Below are 16,926 nucleotides of genomic sequence, written 5' to 3'. Positions count from 1 at the left end.
TTCATCCCCTTTAAAACGTAATATATTCTTCTCGATTGGTTTCTGTCATTTTGGTACCGTACATGATTGTTCCGGACATATTTGCCAACATCCGGACAAGTTCTCGTTCGCCAGTTTTATCATCTGGCAACTCTGTAAATGGTAATGCACTAATCTTTTGTTCAATGGCTTCCAAAGCAGCCGTTTTCTTCCTATTTGATGACTCTTCAGTCACTTGTTTCTTTGTTTTGGGAAGAGTTTTTCTGTCTTTAGATTTCATTGTTGTTTGCTTTTTTGGATCATTTTCTTCCGACTGATCCGGTGGACGGGCCTCATTAACAGTTTCATCGCCTTCTTGTAGTTGATCATTCGAAATAATCAAGGTATTTCCAGACTCAGACAGGTCGAATCCAAGTATTGCTTGTTCTTCTTTTACTTGAGCAATCAATTTCTCGCTGCTATATAAAATCGGCGCATTCGATTGATAGAACATTAATGAAGGAAGTGTAAGTGCGATCAATAAATTTCTATTCATAGGCTCCTCCTTTAACCGTTAATAATAGATGTCCAAACTCGGACCAATCTTCTGGTGTCGGTGGACGTTTCCAAATCATTTGATGGCAAGGAAGTGTCTCAATCAAAAAATCAGATAAATAAATTTGCGTCTTGGTACTCAATTTTTCTTCATAACAAATATTCATGCTCTGCAAGGAGCTCAGCATCGTTTGAATGTATTCGTTGTAGCTGCTGCCATGAGAAAAATCGATACAAATAAAGACAGGGTCCTCTAGCTCGTCGACAGAGATTTGTGTGATCATGAAAAATAAATAGTCATAATACAGCTTGTTCCGTTCCTGATCCGAATGAAAAATCCCTCTATGAGCGACTTTCTCAATAAAATCTTGGATCAGCTCATCCAGTTTAGGATTAATTTCTTGAAAGTAGCGACGTTGGATTTTTGTCACAAAAGTCGATTCGCGAAAATGATAGATCAGCCATCTTCGATTGATCCTCAACAACCCAGCGACCAATTCCTTGTCTTCTTTTAATTGATTAATCTCAAATCGTGAGTGACTGGCTAAGTACTGCAAAAATTCATCGACTAAATTCTCCGCCATTCGCATCTCTTTGCCCTCGAGGATCGTCGTTTCCAGTGGCAAATCAATCTCCATCAGCTGACAAAATAGTAATAAGGCAGCAATTTCTCGTCGTTTTTCTGTATTTGTCAATGAAAAATGACTATCCAACCATCTATTCAGATATTCTGTCGCATCATTCTCTACATATTCCAAATATTCTCGATCCATCAGATGGGCTTTGCTCATGCGTACCAAAGCAATACTTATGAAAAATTGCAGCTTATGCTCTTTTGTTTTAGGTAATGAAAGATTTAAATAATGTTCCAAATAGCGAAAGAGTTCCTTTGCTTGATGTTGCGTCGTATCATCAAAAGGGCTGGCTAATCCATTAAAAATTTCGTAATACAGACCAAACAAAAAATTTCGGAGCGTGTCCTCTTCTCCGATCAGTTGATTCTTCTTTAGCTGAAATCCTTCTTCCACGAGTTGATCCTTCAATCGTTTATATAAGCGATAGGTACTCGAGCGACTCACATGGAGCTCTTCGATCTGCTTATCAAGACTGGTTTCATTGGTCACATAGCCGTGGAATATTTTATAAGTAAGACTTCGCTCAACTAAATACAGGCGCATTTTCTTAACGATCGCATGTGTCAGCTGCTGAACCCCAATCTCCCCTGTTTCAAGCAACTCAATCGTGGCATCATAGTGATTTTCTTTCAGCTCATCCTGAAGCTCCTGTAGATATTTTTCTAATTTATAGCGAGAAATCTCTAAAATATCTCCGAGTTGATCAACTGAACAATAGGCATTTTTATTTAATTCCAAATACTGAAGTAGGTACCATTTATAACGGTCATCATCCATCAACAAATCGTTCGCTTGCATTTCTCGCTCCCTTCTCAACTGGATTAATAATTGATTAATTTCATTTAATTATATTACCCAGCTAAGCACATTTTAATTAGCTAAATGATTTATTTGTCCTTATATTTTTCATTTCAAGAAAAAAAAAGAGATTTACAATATGCAAATCACTTTAAACATATATTTTTATATTAACATATAATTAATTAATATTAATAAATCAATAGACTTTTTTTGATTTCTCGTAAATTTTGTTAATTTTGTATCCTTATTTAGTTCCTCCATTCATATCCTTATTATCAGATGGAAAAATACTCAATTATTACGTATTTTATTCTTTATATCCAGAAATTTTATAATATAAACATTTTCTTTTTTTATCTAAAACGATGTGAAGAGAAATTTGGATAAGCATAATCCTCACTTTTAATAACAATACTCATCATAGAAAATTGAACTCTTTGACTCAGTTTAGAAAAAAGAGCTGATCCAAAAGTCTTTTAAACTTTCAGATCAGCTCCTATTCAGAAATAAACGGCATCTAATGATTAGATGAATGTTCGATCTTTTCAATTAATGCTAATACTACACTTAGGCAAACTCCTTGAACAAACGATAAGAATATATCCAATTGGCTAACCTACTTTTTTCTTGCTAGAGCCGGATGATAGCAACAACCCGACTAACGTTAAAACTAACAACACTTTAAACATTCATATTCACTCTCCTCTTTGCCTATTCACAAATATACGCAACAATTGATGGTTATTTTCAAATTGAACGTATTGTTTCGAAACGACAATTTATTGGATGAGCAAAGCAGAAATTCATAAAAATCGGAAAGTATTGTTTCTACTTTTCTAGCAGTACCTCTTTTAGATCATTCGTTTGGCAATAGCCATATACTTTTTCAACAGGGTGCCGCAAACAATAGATAAAGCCACAAAGATCAAACCAACGATAAAGCCAACCAACACCTGCGGAAATCCGGTCAACTGAACAAACAGTACATTGAATGGAATATGCAGGATACCAAAAAGATTCATCATGGCAACTGCCGGTAAACCAATCCCGATGATGCCGAAAGCTCCGGTTAGCACAGATAGGATTGGTAAAATGAACATTCCTGAAAAGATTACTGTGATCCCTCCGCCGATTCGTTCGACCATTGTTCTTTGTTTTTGATTCTCACCATTTACACCATAGACATTGCTTTTATTCATTTTTTGTTCCATTTTAAAACACTCCTTTTTTTCTTTTTTATTTGCTTTATTTGTTGAAGTAATATTCATTATATAAATACCGAACGACGGTATGTATAACTTTTAAATAAAACTGCCTAGAAGGCAGAAATTAATTTTTTTGATTGTACATCTTGCGAAATTTCTCAAGCCGCTTGACTGCATCCTTATCAAAAATCTCAATGCCCATTTTACCCATCATTTCTTGAAAGAGGGCAAAGCGGTTGGTTACACTACTTGGATCTTCATCATGAACCAATGGAATCAACCAGATATTTATCAATAACAGAATCATCTCCGCCAGTTCTTTAGGATAATCGGTCTTGATCGAGCCATCCGCGATTCCTTCTTCAATGATCGGCTGAACAAAGTGCGGCACCGATTCGGTATAGATTCCCTCGATTTGCATCGCCAGCATCTGGGGATTTTTTAGAAAGTCAGGTGCCATTTGAAACATGTCATCCTGGCGGGGACTTTCTAACGCTGTCGTAAACAGCGCCTGCAGCTTTTGCAATCCGGTCATACTTGAATCTTTCTCAAGCAGCCGCAGGTGATCTAACTCGTTGTCATTATTTTGATAAAGCTTATTCATCACGCCATCGAGGATATCTTCCTTTGATTTGAAATGGTGGTAAATCGCTCCTTTTGATAAACCGCCGAGATGATTGACGATATCTTGGATTGACGTATGTTCATAGCCTTTTTCTAAAAATAGTTGCATCGAAACATCCAAAATTTTATTTACTGTTTCTTCTGGGTATTTATTCCGAGCCATCTTGGTATCTCCTTTTCATACATTCGGTTGGTATGTATATAATATAATCCCTTCCTAGCCGAATGTCAACACTTTAAAAAAATTTCTTTTGTTTTATTTACTTCGCAGGAATCCGGTTCGTAATTTTCCCTTTAAATGCTGATAGGTCAGGAATTGCTGACGCGCACGTTTGATGGCCTTGTAGCGTTTCGGCTGCTTCTTATAGAATTCTTGATGGTAATTTTCCGCCGGCCAAAATGTGCGGGCTGCTTCTATTTCAACAATGATCGGTTTCTTATAAGCACCTGACTCGATCACTGTCAGTTTCTTTTTCTCAGCAATTTCACGTTGTTCTTCATTCAAGGTAAAAATAATCGGACGATATTGAACGCCTCGATCTTGAAATTGCCCAAACGCATCGGTGGGATCAATGATTTGCCAATAAAGTTCCATCAGCTCTTGATAGCTGACGATTCGCGTGTCGAAAATAATCTCGACCGCTTCGACATGACCAGTGTAGCCACGGCTGACTTGGTCATAGCTGGGATGCTCTGTCGTTCCTCCAGTATATCCGGATAATACTGAGACGATGCCCGGATGTGTCTCGAAAGGCTCCACCATACACCAGAAACAGCCCCCCGCAAAAATCGCTCGTTCTTGAAAGGCGGGATCGTCAATTTCATGCTTTTCCACTTTTATTCCAATGGAATCCTCCCCTGTGAGCTCCTGATAAAAATCCGTCACGTCTGGAGTCAGATTATTCCGAAGAGCTAACGGGCGCAAATCGGCTTCCAGCTTCGCAACTTGCTCTTTGAAGCTTGTATCAGCTTCTAAACCATCTTTGGCTGTCGTTAACAAATACCGTTCCCATTCGCGCGTATTGGGATTTAAGATCAGATTATAGATTTTTTCTAGAACTTCTTCTTGGGTTAATCGCATGACGTCCACCTCTATCTGGTTGCTTTAGTGCCTGAAATTTACCACAAAAAAGCAGAATAATCGAATAGTTGGATTGGATAACCCACCTTCTGGCACTCGTTTCTTCTGAACCAAAGTAAAACTACAGGCTCATGGAATCGGATTGCAGTCTGTCCGTTCTATCGTAGAAAGCTACAATGGAACCTTGAATATCAACTATGATGAGAAGCAATTCTCTAATCAGCAACATTTAAAAAAGCGAAGTGACCTAGCCTAGTAGGGATCACTTCGCTTTAATACTGCTTATAGTAAATCTTTTCTCAATATTGCATCATCAATCGGTGACAAGTATTTCGGTGCAATGTCTAATACCGTAAAGGCGCCGAATTGTTTTTCACTTGCCAAGCGAGCGCATGCTCTGGCATATGCGACCAGTACGCTGGCAGTAAATTCAGGATTGCTTTCTAATTGCAGATTGTACTCAATCACTTGTTTCGTTTCTTTATGAGTTGTACCTGTACGCAGCACCGTACCGCCGTGAGGCATCGCATGATGATCACGTTTCAATTCTTCGGCTGAAATAAAATGAACGATCGTATCATATTCATCGAAATAATTGGGCATCGTAACGATCTCTTTCTTGATCGCCTCAGCGTCTGCTCCTGCCTCTAAAACAACAAAGCATTCTCGTAAATGTTTGTCACGAGTCGTCAATTCCATTTTCTCGCCAGCTTTTAGCTTCTCGATCACTTCGCTTTTAGGAATCGTGTATTGGATCGCATCCGCAACCCCTACAATTCTTCTCAAGGCATCCGAATGTCCTTGACTCACACCTTTGCCCCAAAAAGTATAGGTCTCTCCTTCTGGCAAAATACTTTGCGCGTATAGACGATTCAAGCTAAACAAGCCGGGGTCCCAACCGGTGGAAATAATCGAAACAGTTTGATGTTCCTTCGCTTCCTTATCGACATTCGTAAAGTGCTCAGGAATCTTCGCGTGAGTATCAAAACTATCGATCGTATTAAAGTTTTTCGTGATCGCCGGTGTTTGGACAGGTAAATCCGTTGCTGATCCACCACACAAAATACACACATCAATGGTTCCCTTCTGTGCGTCTAACTCATCTAGTCCAAAGGCTGGTGCGCCATCCGTCTGAACGGTTTCGGGATTTCTTCTTGTAAAAACACCAACTAATTCCATGTCCGCATTTTGCTTTAATGCCCGTTCCACTCCGCGCCCTAAATTTCCATATCCAACAATTGCTACTTTGATCATTCGTTGTCCCCCTCAATGTATTTATTAGAATTATACTATAAATCAAGCAGCAACATTAGAAAAAATCTCATAACAAACAGGAGGAGCTGATCCAAAGGTCTAAAAGACTTTTAGATCAGCTCCTTTTCACGAATATACATCGATTCATAAACGACATCTGCGAAAATAAACCGAAAACCAACAAAAATTTGAAAAGGAAATTTTTGGACTTTTCTTTTTTCTTGACGCTGAACACTGATGATTCGGTCGTTAAGCTTAGGATGTTTCTCCTACAGTAAATGATTGTCCTTTAACACATCGCCAATATAGGTATGCTCCACTTTCTTCACAAAATGCTCCAACACTTTTTTCTCAACAAATGGCAGATCCATTTCCGAAAGCTTCTTACGATCACTTAAATAATAGACTGAATTGGCTAACGTCCGAAGATCATAGGCCGAGGCGAATACTTCTGGCACGCCCCGTTCGATGTCTAAGAATGTGTAAACAGCTTCCATCGCTGTTCGAACTGAATACTCTGTCGTAAAGACAGTATCACGTTCGGTTTCAGCAAAGTTGCCGATGAAGGCAAGGTTCTCTGAGCCATTTGGAATGACTAATGGACGATCACCAGGTTCTCGCAACATAAAATACGAGGTGATAAACGGCATATAAACTGGTGTTACCACGCATGATTCTTCAGAGAATTTCTTGATGTCTTCTTCTGGAACCCCTAAATGATACATCAGTTCTTGAACGATCTCTTGCCCGCTGCATTGTTCGATAGGTTTTTTGATGTAATTTCCAGGCGTATTAGATAATAAACCATAGACCCAAGTCACCGTTTGTTGATCACTTTGCTCTTTGAAATGTGGTTGACGGTGTGTCGCAAAGCTCATCAGCCAATTCGAATCCTTGATGGTAATGATTCCGCCTGTTACCACTTTCCCAGTTCGCAATTTACGTTGAGTTAAGCGTGAAATATACGGTTCAATATCAAAGTTTTCCCAAGTCACTGTGGCAGAAACAAACCAGCTTTCATCTGGCAGGTTGTCACAAAAAACTTCAGGGTGACCAAATTCATTCGATTGTTTTGCCAAGTTTTTCCAAAGATTCCAGCTGCCGCCTAATTCATGAGTAATCGGTGCTGGGGTATGATGATTGCCTTCTGTAGAGCTCTCCGTGATTGATCCGTTCGTAACGAAAACCAAATCATTTTCTGTTAAGTCGATCTCTTCAGCTTTATCTGAACGTGTCAACAGAATCTTTTTCGCTACTTTTTTATCAGGAGTAGCTTCGACTTCAATATTATTAATTTTCGTTTCATATTGGAAATCTACTCCATGGTCATTTAAGAAGGCCAATAATGGTTTCACTAACGATTCATATTGATTGTAGCGAGTAAATTTCAATGCTGTAAAATCTGGCAAGCCCTTAATATGGTGAATGAAACGCATCACGTAGCGGCGCATTTCAATCGCTGAATGCCATTTTTCAAAAGCAAACATTGAACACCAGTACAACCAGAAGTTCGATGCAAAAAATTCTTCTCCAAAAACGTCTTCGATTTTCTTACCAATCAGTTGATCTTCTGAAGTCATGAAAAGCTCAACCAATTCTTTTTGTGCTTTTTTCGACAATGTAAAATCACCATCATCCTCCGCACGTTCTCCACGATTGTAGATGATCCGGCAATTTGATGAATTCGGATCATCATGATCCAACCAATAGAACTCATCTAAAACCGAAGCATCCTCTACTTCCAATGAAGGCACTGAGCGGAATAAATCCCACAAGCATTCAAAGTGATTTTCCATTTCTCGTCCGCCACGAGTTACAAAGCCGTCATGAGGAATAAATTTTCCATCTAATGAACCGCCAGATAAGGAAAGTTCTTCAAAAATATGGATGTGTTCGCCTTTCATTTGACCATCCCGAATTAAAAAAACAGCTGCAGCTAAGCCTGCCAGACCTGCTCCGACGATATAGGCACTCTTGTCGTCCACGCCTGCCGGTTTTCTTGGTCTAGCAAATGCTTCATAATTCCCATTCGTATATCTCATGATGTTTCCCCCTTCAACTTGATAAACTCAGCTTACCAATAGCCAAAAATAATTGAAAACGAGACGCTTCCTTGTATTCATAAAGTTAGACTATTTGGCTGATTTGTCTAAAAAAAAGAAACGTCAGACTCCTTCTCCGACATTTCACGCTTCACTTAATCTCGTTTAATTAATTTGGACACGCCAAATAAGCCACGTGACTCATATTTGTCCGTCGCTCATAAAAGCAATTGAAAGCTTTCTTTTATTGGGGCTCGCCAAATAAACATTCTTGTCTAAACAAGATCGCTATTTCCTTTTGTTCCTTTTCCGGTTCTTACTCCGCCCCAGCGCATTATTTATTTTGTTCTTCATCTTTTTACTATTTCCGTTGGCCTGAATCTGTTCTTCATTTTTGCTGACACGTTTATAGGACATATCTGGTTGCTGCAGCAGTTCATTGGCTTTTTTCTTCGCCTCGACATTCGGTGATGGGCTGTTGGTATTTTTCGGCGGATTGGCAGGACTGGATTGTTTTTCCTTTGTGGCCGTACTGTTACTTGCGGGCTTATTCGACTCTTTTTCAGACCCTGCAGATGCTGGAGCTGCAGATGACCGCGTTTTTGCAGCAGCTACCATTTTTTTCGGAGCTTTTTCTGATTGTTGAGCGTCTTGTTGAGCAGCGATGGTTTCCGGTTCCTTCGCTGTTGGTTTGGTTTTTTGACGGGAATTATGAGATGTCGCAATGATTTTTCCCGGTGTTTGATAACTCACATAGGTTTCGTATTTCCGCACATCAGCTGTGTCAAAAATACTCAAGGTCGTCAATATATTCAACACTTGAATCGTTTGCGATTCACTAAAAGTGGAGTCGGTATCACGAATCGTCAACTTGTGTTTTTTCCCAATAGTATCTTCAAAAACGGCTTCTACACGATAAACAAGACCCTCAATCCGATTATCGAGTGTCCCAGTTTGTTCTAAATAGCCTTTATTTACACGCGCCTCTTCCGTTTGCGCAAGGTAGGTTGTATGATTGCCAAATAGGCGATTTACTATTGTTTGCCATTCGTTTTCGGTGAAATAGTCTTCAAAATAGGGCAAATATTGGCGCATGACAGCAGTTGGTTCAACTGTAAAATAAACCTCTTGAATCAAGTCTTGGATCAGCTCCGCAAAGCTTCCCATGCAGAAAAAGCTCCGCACAAGAATCGCGACTCCGTACTCAATCAAGGAATCCACATCCTGTGTTTGAGCATAGTAGGCGCGTACTCGTTTCTCCAAATTCTCAGCTTTCATTAGAAATAACTGTCTCTCAGCTAGTTTTGCCACATTCATTGTCTACCCCTCCATATTTATAGCGCTTTCATTAATCAACAATCATATAATATAACAACGAAAAGCGTGTTGTAAATAGGAAAGCGAAATACCTTTAATTTTAATTTTGACTAAAAAATTTGAATTCATAGCAACATTTTCAGTAACAAAGTTCTAAAAATTAAAACATTTAAATTATCTAAATAACAAAAAAGAGAACTCGCCCTCACGAATCCTCCTTTTCAAAATTATACCCCTTGTTCTGTCATGATAACGGGACCTTCTTTAGTAATCGCGATGGAATGCTCATATTGTGCGCAAAAACTACCATCTAACGTACGGGCAGTCCAGCCATTGCCATCAATGCCCGCTTCCCAGGTTCCGGTAGTAATCATCGGCTCGATTGTAATGGTCATTCCTTCCTTAAGGCGTGTACCCTTGCCAGCTGTACCAAAATGCGGAAAGAAAGGCTCTTCATGAATCGTTGGGCCAATGCCATGAGCTAGAAAATCTTGTACCACACCATAACCTTTCCCTTCTGCATAAGTTTGAATGGCATGACCGATATCTCCCACTCGATTTCCCACTTGTGCCTGAGCGATTCCAATCATCAACGCTTCTTTCGTCACATCCATTAACGCTTGATGCTCTGGTGCAATCTCACCGACTGCGTAGGTCCAGCAGCTATCTGAGATGGCACCATGATAATCCACACAAAAATCCACCTTCAGGACATCGCCCGATTTCAGCCGATAACTCGATGGAAACCCATGACAAATTTCATCATTCACACTGGTACATGTAGCAAATTCATAGCCTTCAAAACCAATTTGGGCAGCTGTCGCTCCGGCCGCCTCGATTTTTTCTTGAACAAATTGATCAATTTCTTTTGTGGTGATCCCTGGTTTGATGATCTCCCGTAATTGCTCATGAATCCCTGCTAAAATCGCGCCCGATTCTTTCATCTGGTCGATTTCTCGTTTTGATTTTAATGTGACCATTTATTTCATTGCCCCTTATTCATTATTAATGGTTACTTTTTTAACAACTAAAACATACAGCATGTTATACCACGAAAGGCTTTTAAAAGAAAGCTTAGAGACTTTATGACTTGTTAAGCATTGGTCGCGCTTAACTTGAGCTTAAAATTTTTCAGCGGTCCGCTTTGCCAAATCTCGTCATTTTTTAAATACATCTGTCCGTATTGAATGATCCAGCCATGTAGATTTTGTGCTTTTAGTGTGTCCATTACGTCGGGCCAAATAATCTTTCTCTTCAATTGTTTATAGCCAGTAGAGATAAAACCGAATTTTTCAAACATCCGCTGTGCGTATTTATCCGCGATAAACGTCGACTGATCAAAGACATACACCAATAAAGCATCGGCTGTTTCATCACCGATTCCCTTGATTGCCAACAATTCCTTGCGTAGCACAGAAAAATCTTTCTCTGCAACCATTGATAAGTCAAATTGATACCCTTCTAACCAAGTCAATAACCCGATGATCGTATTTGATTTCCCTTTATAAAAGCCACTTGGCCGAATCAAATCCTGTAGCTGGATCTTTTCTAAAGCCAAAACTTTTTCTGGCAAAAATTGAGTCGTGTGATATAAATTTTCCAGTGCATAGTCTACATTTTTCCAATTAGTGTTCTGAACCAAGACTGCACCTAATAGGATTTCCCATTTATTATCCGTGTCCCACCAGCGTTTATGCGTCATGACTTGACTAAATGCTTCATACAATTCTTCAATATTCGTGATCATTGTTCTTCCTCACCAACAATTATTTGATTTGCTGTCCATTATATTAGAAAGCATCCAAATATGCTTGTAAAGTATCCGCCAGTTTACCAACATGCAGACCATCAACAAAGGAATGATGTACTTGAACAGAGAATGGCAACAACGTGCGACCGTCACGCTGGAAATATTTTCCCCAATCGAATAACGGCGTAGCATTATCCTTTTTACCAGCATTGGTGTGTGAAATATGGGTATAGCTCACCCACGGCATCGGCGAAAATTGATAGACATCATTGCCTAAAGGACCGGTGAAATACGCCTGCTGTTCTTCTGCCGTTTTAGCAGCAAAGACGATGTACTCTTCAAGGTTTTCTGTTAATGGCACATTCACGACTTTGAACAATTCGGTGTCTTGATTAAGGTAAGTAAAAGCGGTGTCGATTCGATCATAAAGAACCACATCTCCATCCAAGAAACGATAGCGAAATTCTTCAATTTGATTGGCACAAACTGAAACACTATAGACCAGCGCAAAAGTGAAGGAATATTTTTTCTCACGAATCTTGTTTAGAAAGTTGGTGATATCCAGCTCAAAGGTCACGCAAAAAGCCGGTTCCACACTATTTCTAAATACCTGACAATGCATCGCTCGTTTCCAATTCTTTTCATCTATCCGTACAAACTGATTTCCCATCTTGACACCGTCCTCATATGTTTTCTAGTATCTATAAAATACAATGAAACGAAGGACAAAACAAATCCGGCTAGCAGCTTAGCTAACCGGATTTATTCAAAAATTATTTTTTACGTTTGAAGTAGATTACGCCACCTGCAACTAACACTATGATAATACCAGCGATTATCAAAATAGTTGATCTTTGTTCGCCTGTTTTAGGCAGGTACGTATGGTTGCGTCGGACATAGCTAGTAGAAGTAGATACTGTATTGCCAGCTTTTCCGCTCGCCTTCACATTTTCTTTTCTGACTGTAACCAACTGCTTCTTCGCTGTTAATTGGAAGGTTACTGGTTTTGAATCCAATTTATAGCCTGCAGGTGCTTTGGTTTCAACCAACTGGTAATCACCGGGATCTAAGCCTTTTACCGCTAAACGGCCGTTACCATCCGTGATCATTTTTTCATCAGTCTCAATTGTTTTTCCTGCTTGTGTTTGTAAAATGAATTCTGCGCCAGCTAAAGGCTGGTTGGTGGCACCATCAACTTTTTCTAAAATGACACCACTAATCGCTTTGTTGGTCTTTGTTAGCTCGATTGTGTCGCTTTGATCTTTAATCGTAAATTTCACCGGCGTCGCATCTTTTTCATAGCCTGTTGGGGCTTCGGTTTCCACCAATTGATAGGTTCCCGGAGCCATCGTCCCAAGTTTAAACTTAAGCTTGCCAGATATGTCTGTCACTAACTCAACATCTGTTTTTATTGCTTTTCCTTTGCTGTCCTGCAATTCAAAGACCGCATCAGGTAAAGCTTTTCCTGTTTTCGCATCTGTTTTAGTCAATGTGACTGTACCTGGCTCCGCTGGTGATTTTGTATTGGTTTTTTCAACTTCAGCAGCTTTAGCTTGAGCTTTTGTAATAGTGAACTCAATTGCTGTATCATCTTTTTCATAGCCAGTCGGTGCTTGTGTTTCGACAAATTGATAATCACCAGGCGCTAAATCTTTTACTTCTAAAATTCCATCCTCATCGGTAGCCAAGTCGGCTTTTAGAATCTCTCCGTCACTATCCTGTAATCGGAAAATCGCACCTTTCAATGTTTCCTCCGATTGATCATCGATTTTGGTCAATCGTACTGCTCCTGGTGCTAACGTATTAGTTTTCTTAAGATTGACGACTTGCCCTTGGCGTTCAGTGATTGAGAACTTAACGGGAGTGTCATCTTTTTGATAGCCTGCAGGTGCTGCCGTTTCCACAAATTGATAGTCACCTTTCGGCAGACCAGTCACCTTAAACTGTCCATTTGCGTCTGTTTCATGATCCTCACTGACTAATTCACCATCAGCCTTTTCAAGTTTGAATTTCGCTCCAGCTAAAGGCTCATCTGTTTGACTATCTGTTTTAGTAAGTTCGATACTGTTTGGAATGGTTTCTTTATTGACAACTTTTATCGTGTCCATATCTTCGACTAAAGTGATTGCTTTGCCGGTTTCGTAATCAGGATTGATTTCATACCCATTTGGTGCCTTGCTTTCCTTCAATAGGTAGTTGCCTAACGGTAATCCCGTAAAGGTTACCTCACCAGTATCGTCGGTATCGGCTTTAAGGCCTGTTTCTGTTCCGTCTTCTTTAAGGATTTCAAAGGTTGCACCTGCCAAAGGCTCGTCCTTCTCATTTACCTTCAAGACGGATAGATCGGCGGTCTTCACTACCCCAGTTCCGCTACCGCTAGTAAAGCTTAAATTCACGGATGCATTCGCTTGTCGGTAGGAAGTGCTCAACGCACCATAGCTGGTAGAGCTTACCTGCGAAAGGTTCCTGACTCCCCCTGGGAATTCACTGACCGTATTGTATTTCACTTGAATATTACTCTCGGCTTTGTAATCAGAAAAAGTAATTTTGAATGTATTCCCTGTAATCGACAAGCTATAATGATCTGTACTGATTTTCTCATTAGTAGCTGTATCGGTAACCACAAAGGACGTTGGATCATAGGCCGCGTTAGTTGTACCTGGTGTCAAGGTATCTGTAATCACAGGATCTTGAACGGGTAGATCTGCTGAAATATTTCTCGTGGTAACGGTCCAATTCGCTACGTTTTCTTTTGATGGATCTTTTGCTACAGATTTTAGCAGCGCATATTCATAATTGTATGCATACAGACTGGCTTTATATTCGGCTGGCGCCTTCGCGTCATAGGTGACTTTCGCCACATTATCCAAACGACTATAAACATACCAATCTCGCTTGATCCGTGTCCGGTACTTCACATATACACGCTTAGCACCCAAATTGCCAAACTCCAAATTAATTTGATTATTCTCAGTATCAATCTTCGTTGGATAAACATCTGAACCTTCTTGAACCAAGTTATAATCATTCGTTAAATAGCGTGACATATTATCAATCATTGACTGGCTTGTGACCTCTTCAAAACGCAGAGATCCTGGAACCAGCTCTGTGCCAGCAGGCAAGCTGTCTTCCATTTTCGTTAAATTGAATTTTGCCCCAGTGGAATTTAGAAAGACCAGCCAATTTTGATACAAATAGTTCCCCGTCGTACTAGCATTTTGAGCTAATTTTGCTCCGCCTGTGTAATAAGGATCGACAAAGGTTCCTTTGGCCTCATACTCGATAACTCCTGGAGTATCACCATAATTTAGCGTTGCCTTGTTTTTGATTTCTGTTCTCTGATCGGATGTTTCAATCTTAGTTTTGATTGTAATGACCAGTGTATCCTTTAATTCATTGTAATCACCAAGGAAGTCGATTCGCACACCACCGTTAAAATCATCTGGTGCGCCATTGACATTCGGCTGTGCCCCGACTGGCGAACCATTCTCATCAAATCGAGTTATTTTGTAGTCAACATTTTCCACTAATGGAACAGATTCGGTGTCAGAAATCTTTTTATTGATCGTAAGTCCAGTATAATCCTTGACCGCGCCAATAAAGTAATCATGAACGACAGGCCTTTTCATCGTATATTTCTCAGCGTTGACGGTGATATTCCACTCCATCGTCCGATTGAAAATATCGATCGTTCCCGCTTCTTTTGATAACAGATTCGGAATAAGACTCACTTGTGCTTCCTTCGTGACCGTTCCATTAGTCACCTTATTTTTAATAATCCGTTCAGTCGGATCAGTAATTTTGGTGGAGTATTTGATTACATATGCCTGAGTCGTATTACTCTTAGGCGTAAAGGCTAACGAGCCTGAGTTATCAGTCGAAACTGTAAAATCACCGGCGCCGTCACCTTGGGAAACCACCTCATAGTTGTTGCCGCTAGTATAATTAAAGCCAACCTTTTCAATACTGATTGAACCAGCAACGAACTCCACACCTTGATCAGTTAAATCTGTAAGCAGCTGTGAAGCACTTGTTAGATGCTGCTCGTTAAAATTATACTTAATCTCCCAATCGATGGCGCCAGTTTCTTGATTGATTTTCCCTTTCGCTTCCAAAGGTTGCAAAGTCACAAACGTTTTAGACGTAGAGGAAGAATTTAATTGGCTGCCATTCTCGTAAGTATATGAATACGCATAGAAATAGTTGTACTCATTACCTGTAACAGATTCATCCACGTAATTCTTTCCATCAATCCCAGAAACAACTGATTCAGCAATTATCGCCTTTTTCCCAATGGAATTTTTCAATTGAATTTCTGCTGTCGCGCGAGTCGTCCCGGCATTCTTATAGACGATTTCATAATCAACGTCCTTGGTCAATAAGGTTTTACTGCCGACCAAGGTACCATTAAAGTCAACATCACTAGCGTATACTTTGACGGAATCAAAACTAATTTTACTGTTATTGTTGTACGCTTCGATTCGATACATCCGGTCAGTGTTGTCTGTTCGATCCAAGTTGAATACTGACGTTAAATCAGCTTTCTTAGGATTCAACGTATCCATTGTCAATGCCATACTATTTTTTCCTGGATCAACACTTGAAGTCATTTCTATTGAAAAGCTTGTTGGTGTCGGCGCGGTATCAAAAACGATTTTTTGATTTTCCTCATCAATACCTGTTACTTTCTCAAGTGAGGTTACCAATGTTAAATCATAAACCTCTGAAGATACGTTATCTTCTAAGAAAGTAATTGTTAATTCTTTAGTAGCTGCGTTTATCGACCATTCGGCTGAAGTCATTGGACTAAAGCTGCCGGATAGATCTTTAGCAATCGCTACCTGTGCAGGAAGCTGTGTTGTGAAGGTATCTCCTGTTTGATAATTCTTGTTTGTAAAAGAGAATTGTAACGCCAGCTTTATCCCAGTCATGTTCGGTAGGGTATCATTCGGCTGAACTTCATCTCCATTAATTTTGTACATTTTTACTGAACTGAAAATATTATCAGTAATTGCTGCACGAGCTTGTTTCTTCGGCTGCTCTTTACTTTCTGATTCTGCTGTTGCTTTACTCGCTTCAACTGAATCCGTCGAACTGCTTTTTTCAGCAGTTTTATCTTCATTATTTGATGAAGACGATGGTGCTGACGTTGCAGCGGATGGCTTTGTTGAAGAAGCTACCGTCTCCTTTTGCTCTGTTGAATTCGTCGTTGATTCAGTGGTGCCTTGCGCATAAGCAAAAGCAGGACTTAGGGTTTGTAAAACTAACAGTACAATCAACCCAAATACAACTAATTTGTTTCTCATAACCACTAACACCTTTCATGATTTTTTAATAGCTGTAAGCGTTAATAGTGACTACTATAATTTACTTACGATTTATTTCATTATAGAAATAAGTCAAAAATAATCGCTATCAGTTAATAAATTATAAAACACCCTAAATATAAATACAATACTCGAAGAGATTTTTAATTTGTAAATTTAAATTATTTAATCTATCTTAAAATTAAACTATTTCTATTTTAGTTATTTACAAAATAAAAAATACTGGTATCAGACCAACCTCTCTCTTACATTAAAAATACTCGGTCAAAAAGACTCTTTGGGTCTAACTTCCCTGCCCTTCAATTTTCACTTTTTTTACCAGTATGAACATGACAATTTCTTTCTTGTTCGTTCGTATGTTTGTCACTTTTTTTCAA

At 39.5% G+C, this 16,926-nt stretch carries 12 protein-coding genes and 1 pseudogene; 1 reads left to right on the top strand and 12 read right to left on the bottom strand.

Annotation, left to right across the window (positions count from 1 at the left end; genetic code table 11):
• Nucleotides 1-10 precede the first annotated feature (10 nt).
• From OMU_RS09530 to msrA, 5 genes are all read right to left on the bottom strand, one after another.
• Nucleotides 11-514: a hypothetical protein gene (locus OMU_RS09530; RefSeq protein WP_016179710.1), complete on the bottom strand. Its 504-nt coding sequence runs from the start codon at nt 512-514 to the stop codon at nt 11-13.
• Nucleotides 507-1,946: a helix-turn-helix domain-containing protein gene (locus OMU_RS09525; protein WP_016179709.1), complete on the bottom strand. Its 1,440-nt coding sequence runs from the start codon at nt 1,944-1,946 to the stop codon at nt 507-509. Before OMU_RS09525 ends, OMU_RS09530 begins: the two co-directional genes overlap by 8 nt.
• An 854-nt stretch (nt 1,947-2,800) precedes the next feature.
• Nucleotides 2,801-3,160: a hypothetical protein gene (locus tag OMU_RS09520; RefSeq protein ID WP_016179707.1), complete on the bottom strand. Its 360-nt coding sequence runs from the start codon at nt 3,158-3,160 to the stop codon at nt 2,801-2,803.
• A gap of 118 nt (nt 3,161-3,278) precedes the next feature.
• Nucleotides 3,279-3,941, bottom strand: a complete 663-nt coding sequence (locus tag OMU_RS09515; protein ID WP_016179706.1) for a TetR/AcrR family transcriptional regulator — start codon at nt 3,939-3,941, stop codon at nt 3,279-3,281.
• Between the two features lie 93 nt (nt 3,942-4,034).
• On the bottom strand, nt 4,035-4,859 hold the full coding sequence (gene msrA, locus OMU_RS09510) for a peptide-methionine (S)-S-oxide reductase MsrA (RefSeq protein ID WP_016179705.1): 825 nt from the start codon (nt 4,857-4,859) through the stop codon (nt 4,035-4,037).
• 124 nt (nt 4,860-4,983) lie between these two features.
• Here msrA and OMU_RS24070 point away from each other — a divergent pair.
• Nucleotides 4,984-5,115: pseudogene (locus OMU_RS24070) on the top strand (GHKL domain-containing protein); the annotation flags it as partial.
• A gap of 26 nt (nt 5,116-5,141) precedes the next feature.
• On the opposite strand, the gene OMU_RS09505 reads toward OMU_RS24070, so the two are convergent.
• From OMU_RS09505 to OMU_RS09475, 7 genes are all read right to left on the bottom strand, one after another.
• Entirely contained in the window at nt 5,142-6,113 is a 972-nt protein-coding gene (locus tag OMU_RS09505) for a diaminopimelate dehydrogenase (RefSeq protein ID WP_016179704.1), read from the bottom strand.
• Nucleotides 6,114-6,382: 269 nt separating this feature from the next.
• Nucleotides 6,383-8,155: an oleate hydratase gene (locus OMU_RS09500; protein WP_016179703.1), complete on the bottom strand. Its 1,773-nt coding sequence runs from the start codon at nt 8,153-8,155 to the stop codon at nt 6,383-6,385.
• Nucleotides 8,156-8,443: 288 nt separating this feature from the next.
• A complete protein-coding gene (locus OMU_RS09495; protein WP_016179702.1) occupies nt 8,444-9,472 on the bottom strand; it encodes a hypothetical protein in 1,029 nt (342 codons plus the stop codon).
• Between the two features lie 227 nt (nt 9,473-9,699).
• Nucleotides 9,700-10,452 (bottom strand): type I methionyl aminopeptidase, encoded by a 753-nt coding sequence (map, locus tag OMU_RS09490; RefSeq protein WP_016179701.1) that lies wholly within the window; start codon nt 10,450-10,452, stop codon nt 9,700-9,702.
• A 113-nt stretch (nt 10,453-10,565) separates the two neighbouring features.
• A complete protein-coding gene (locus tag OMU_RS09485) occupies nt 10,566-11,219 on the bottom strand; it encodes an endonuclease III domain-containing protein (RefSeq protein ID WP_016179700.1) in 654 nt (217 codons plus the stop codon).
• A gap of 43 nt (nt 11,220-11,262) precedes the next feature.
• Nucleotides 11,263-11,892 carry a CatA-like O-acetyltransferase gene (locus OMU_RS09480; protein ID WP_016179699.1) on the bottom strand — a complete coding sequence of 210 codons (630 nt, stop codon included), beginning with the start codon at nt 11,890-11,892 and terminating at the stop codon, nt 11,263-11,265.
• Between the two features lie 103 nt (nt 11,893-11,995).
• Nucleotides 11,996-16,528 carry an MSCRAMM family protein gene (locus OMU_RS09475; protein ID WP_016179698.1) on the bottom strand — a complete coding sequence of 1,511 codons (4,533 nt, stop codon included), beginning with the start codon at nt 16,526-16,528 and terminating at the stop codon, nt 11,996-11,998.
• Nucleotides 16,529-16,926 lie beyond the last annotated feature (398 nt).

It is taken from the genome of Enterococcus avium ATCC 14025 (genome assembly GCF_000406965.1).
GTDB classification, from domain to species: domain Bacteria; phylum Bacillota; class Bacilli; order Lactobacillales; family Enterococcaceae; genus Enterococcus_A; species Enterococcus_A avium.
The sequence above is the reverse complement of the archived record's forward strand: the minus strand, read 5'-3'. Positions and strand labels throughout refer to the sequence as shown.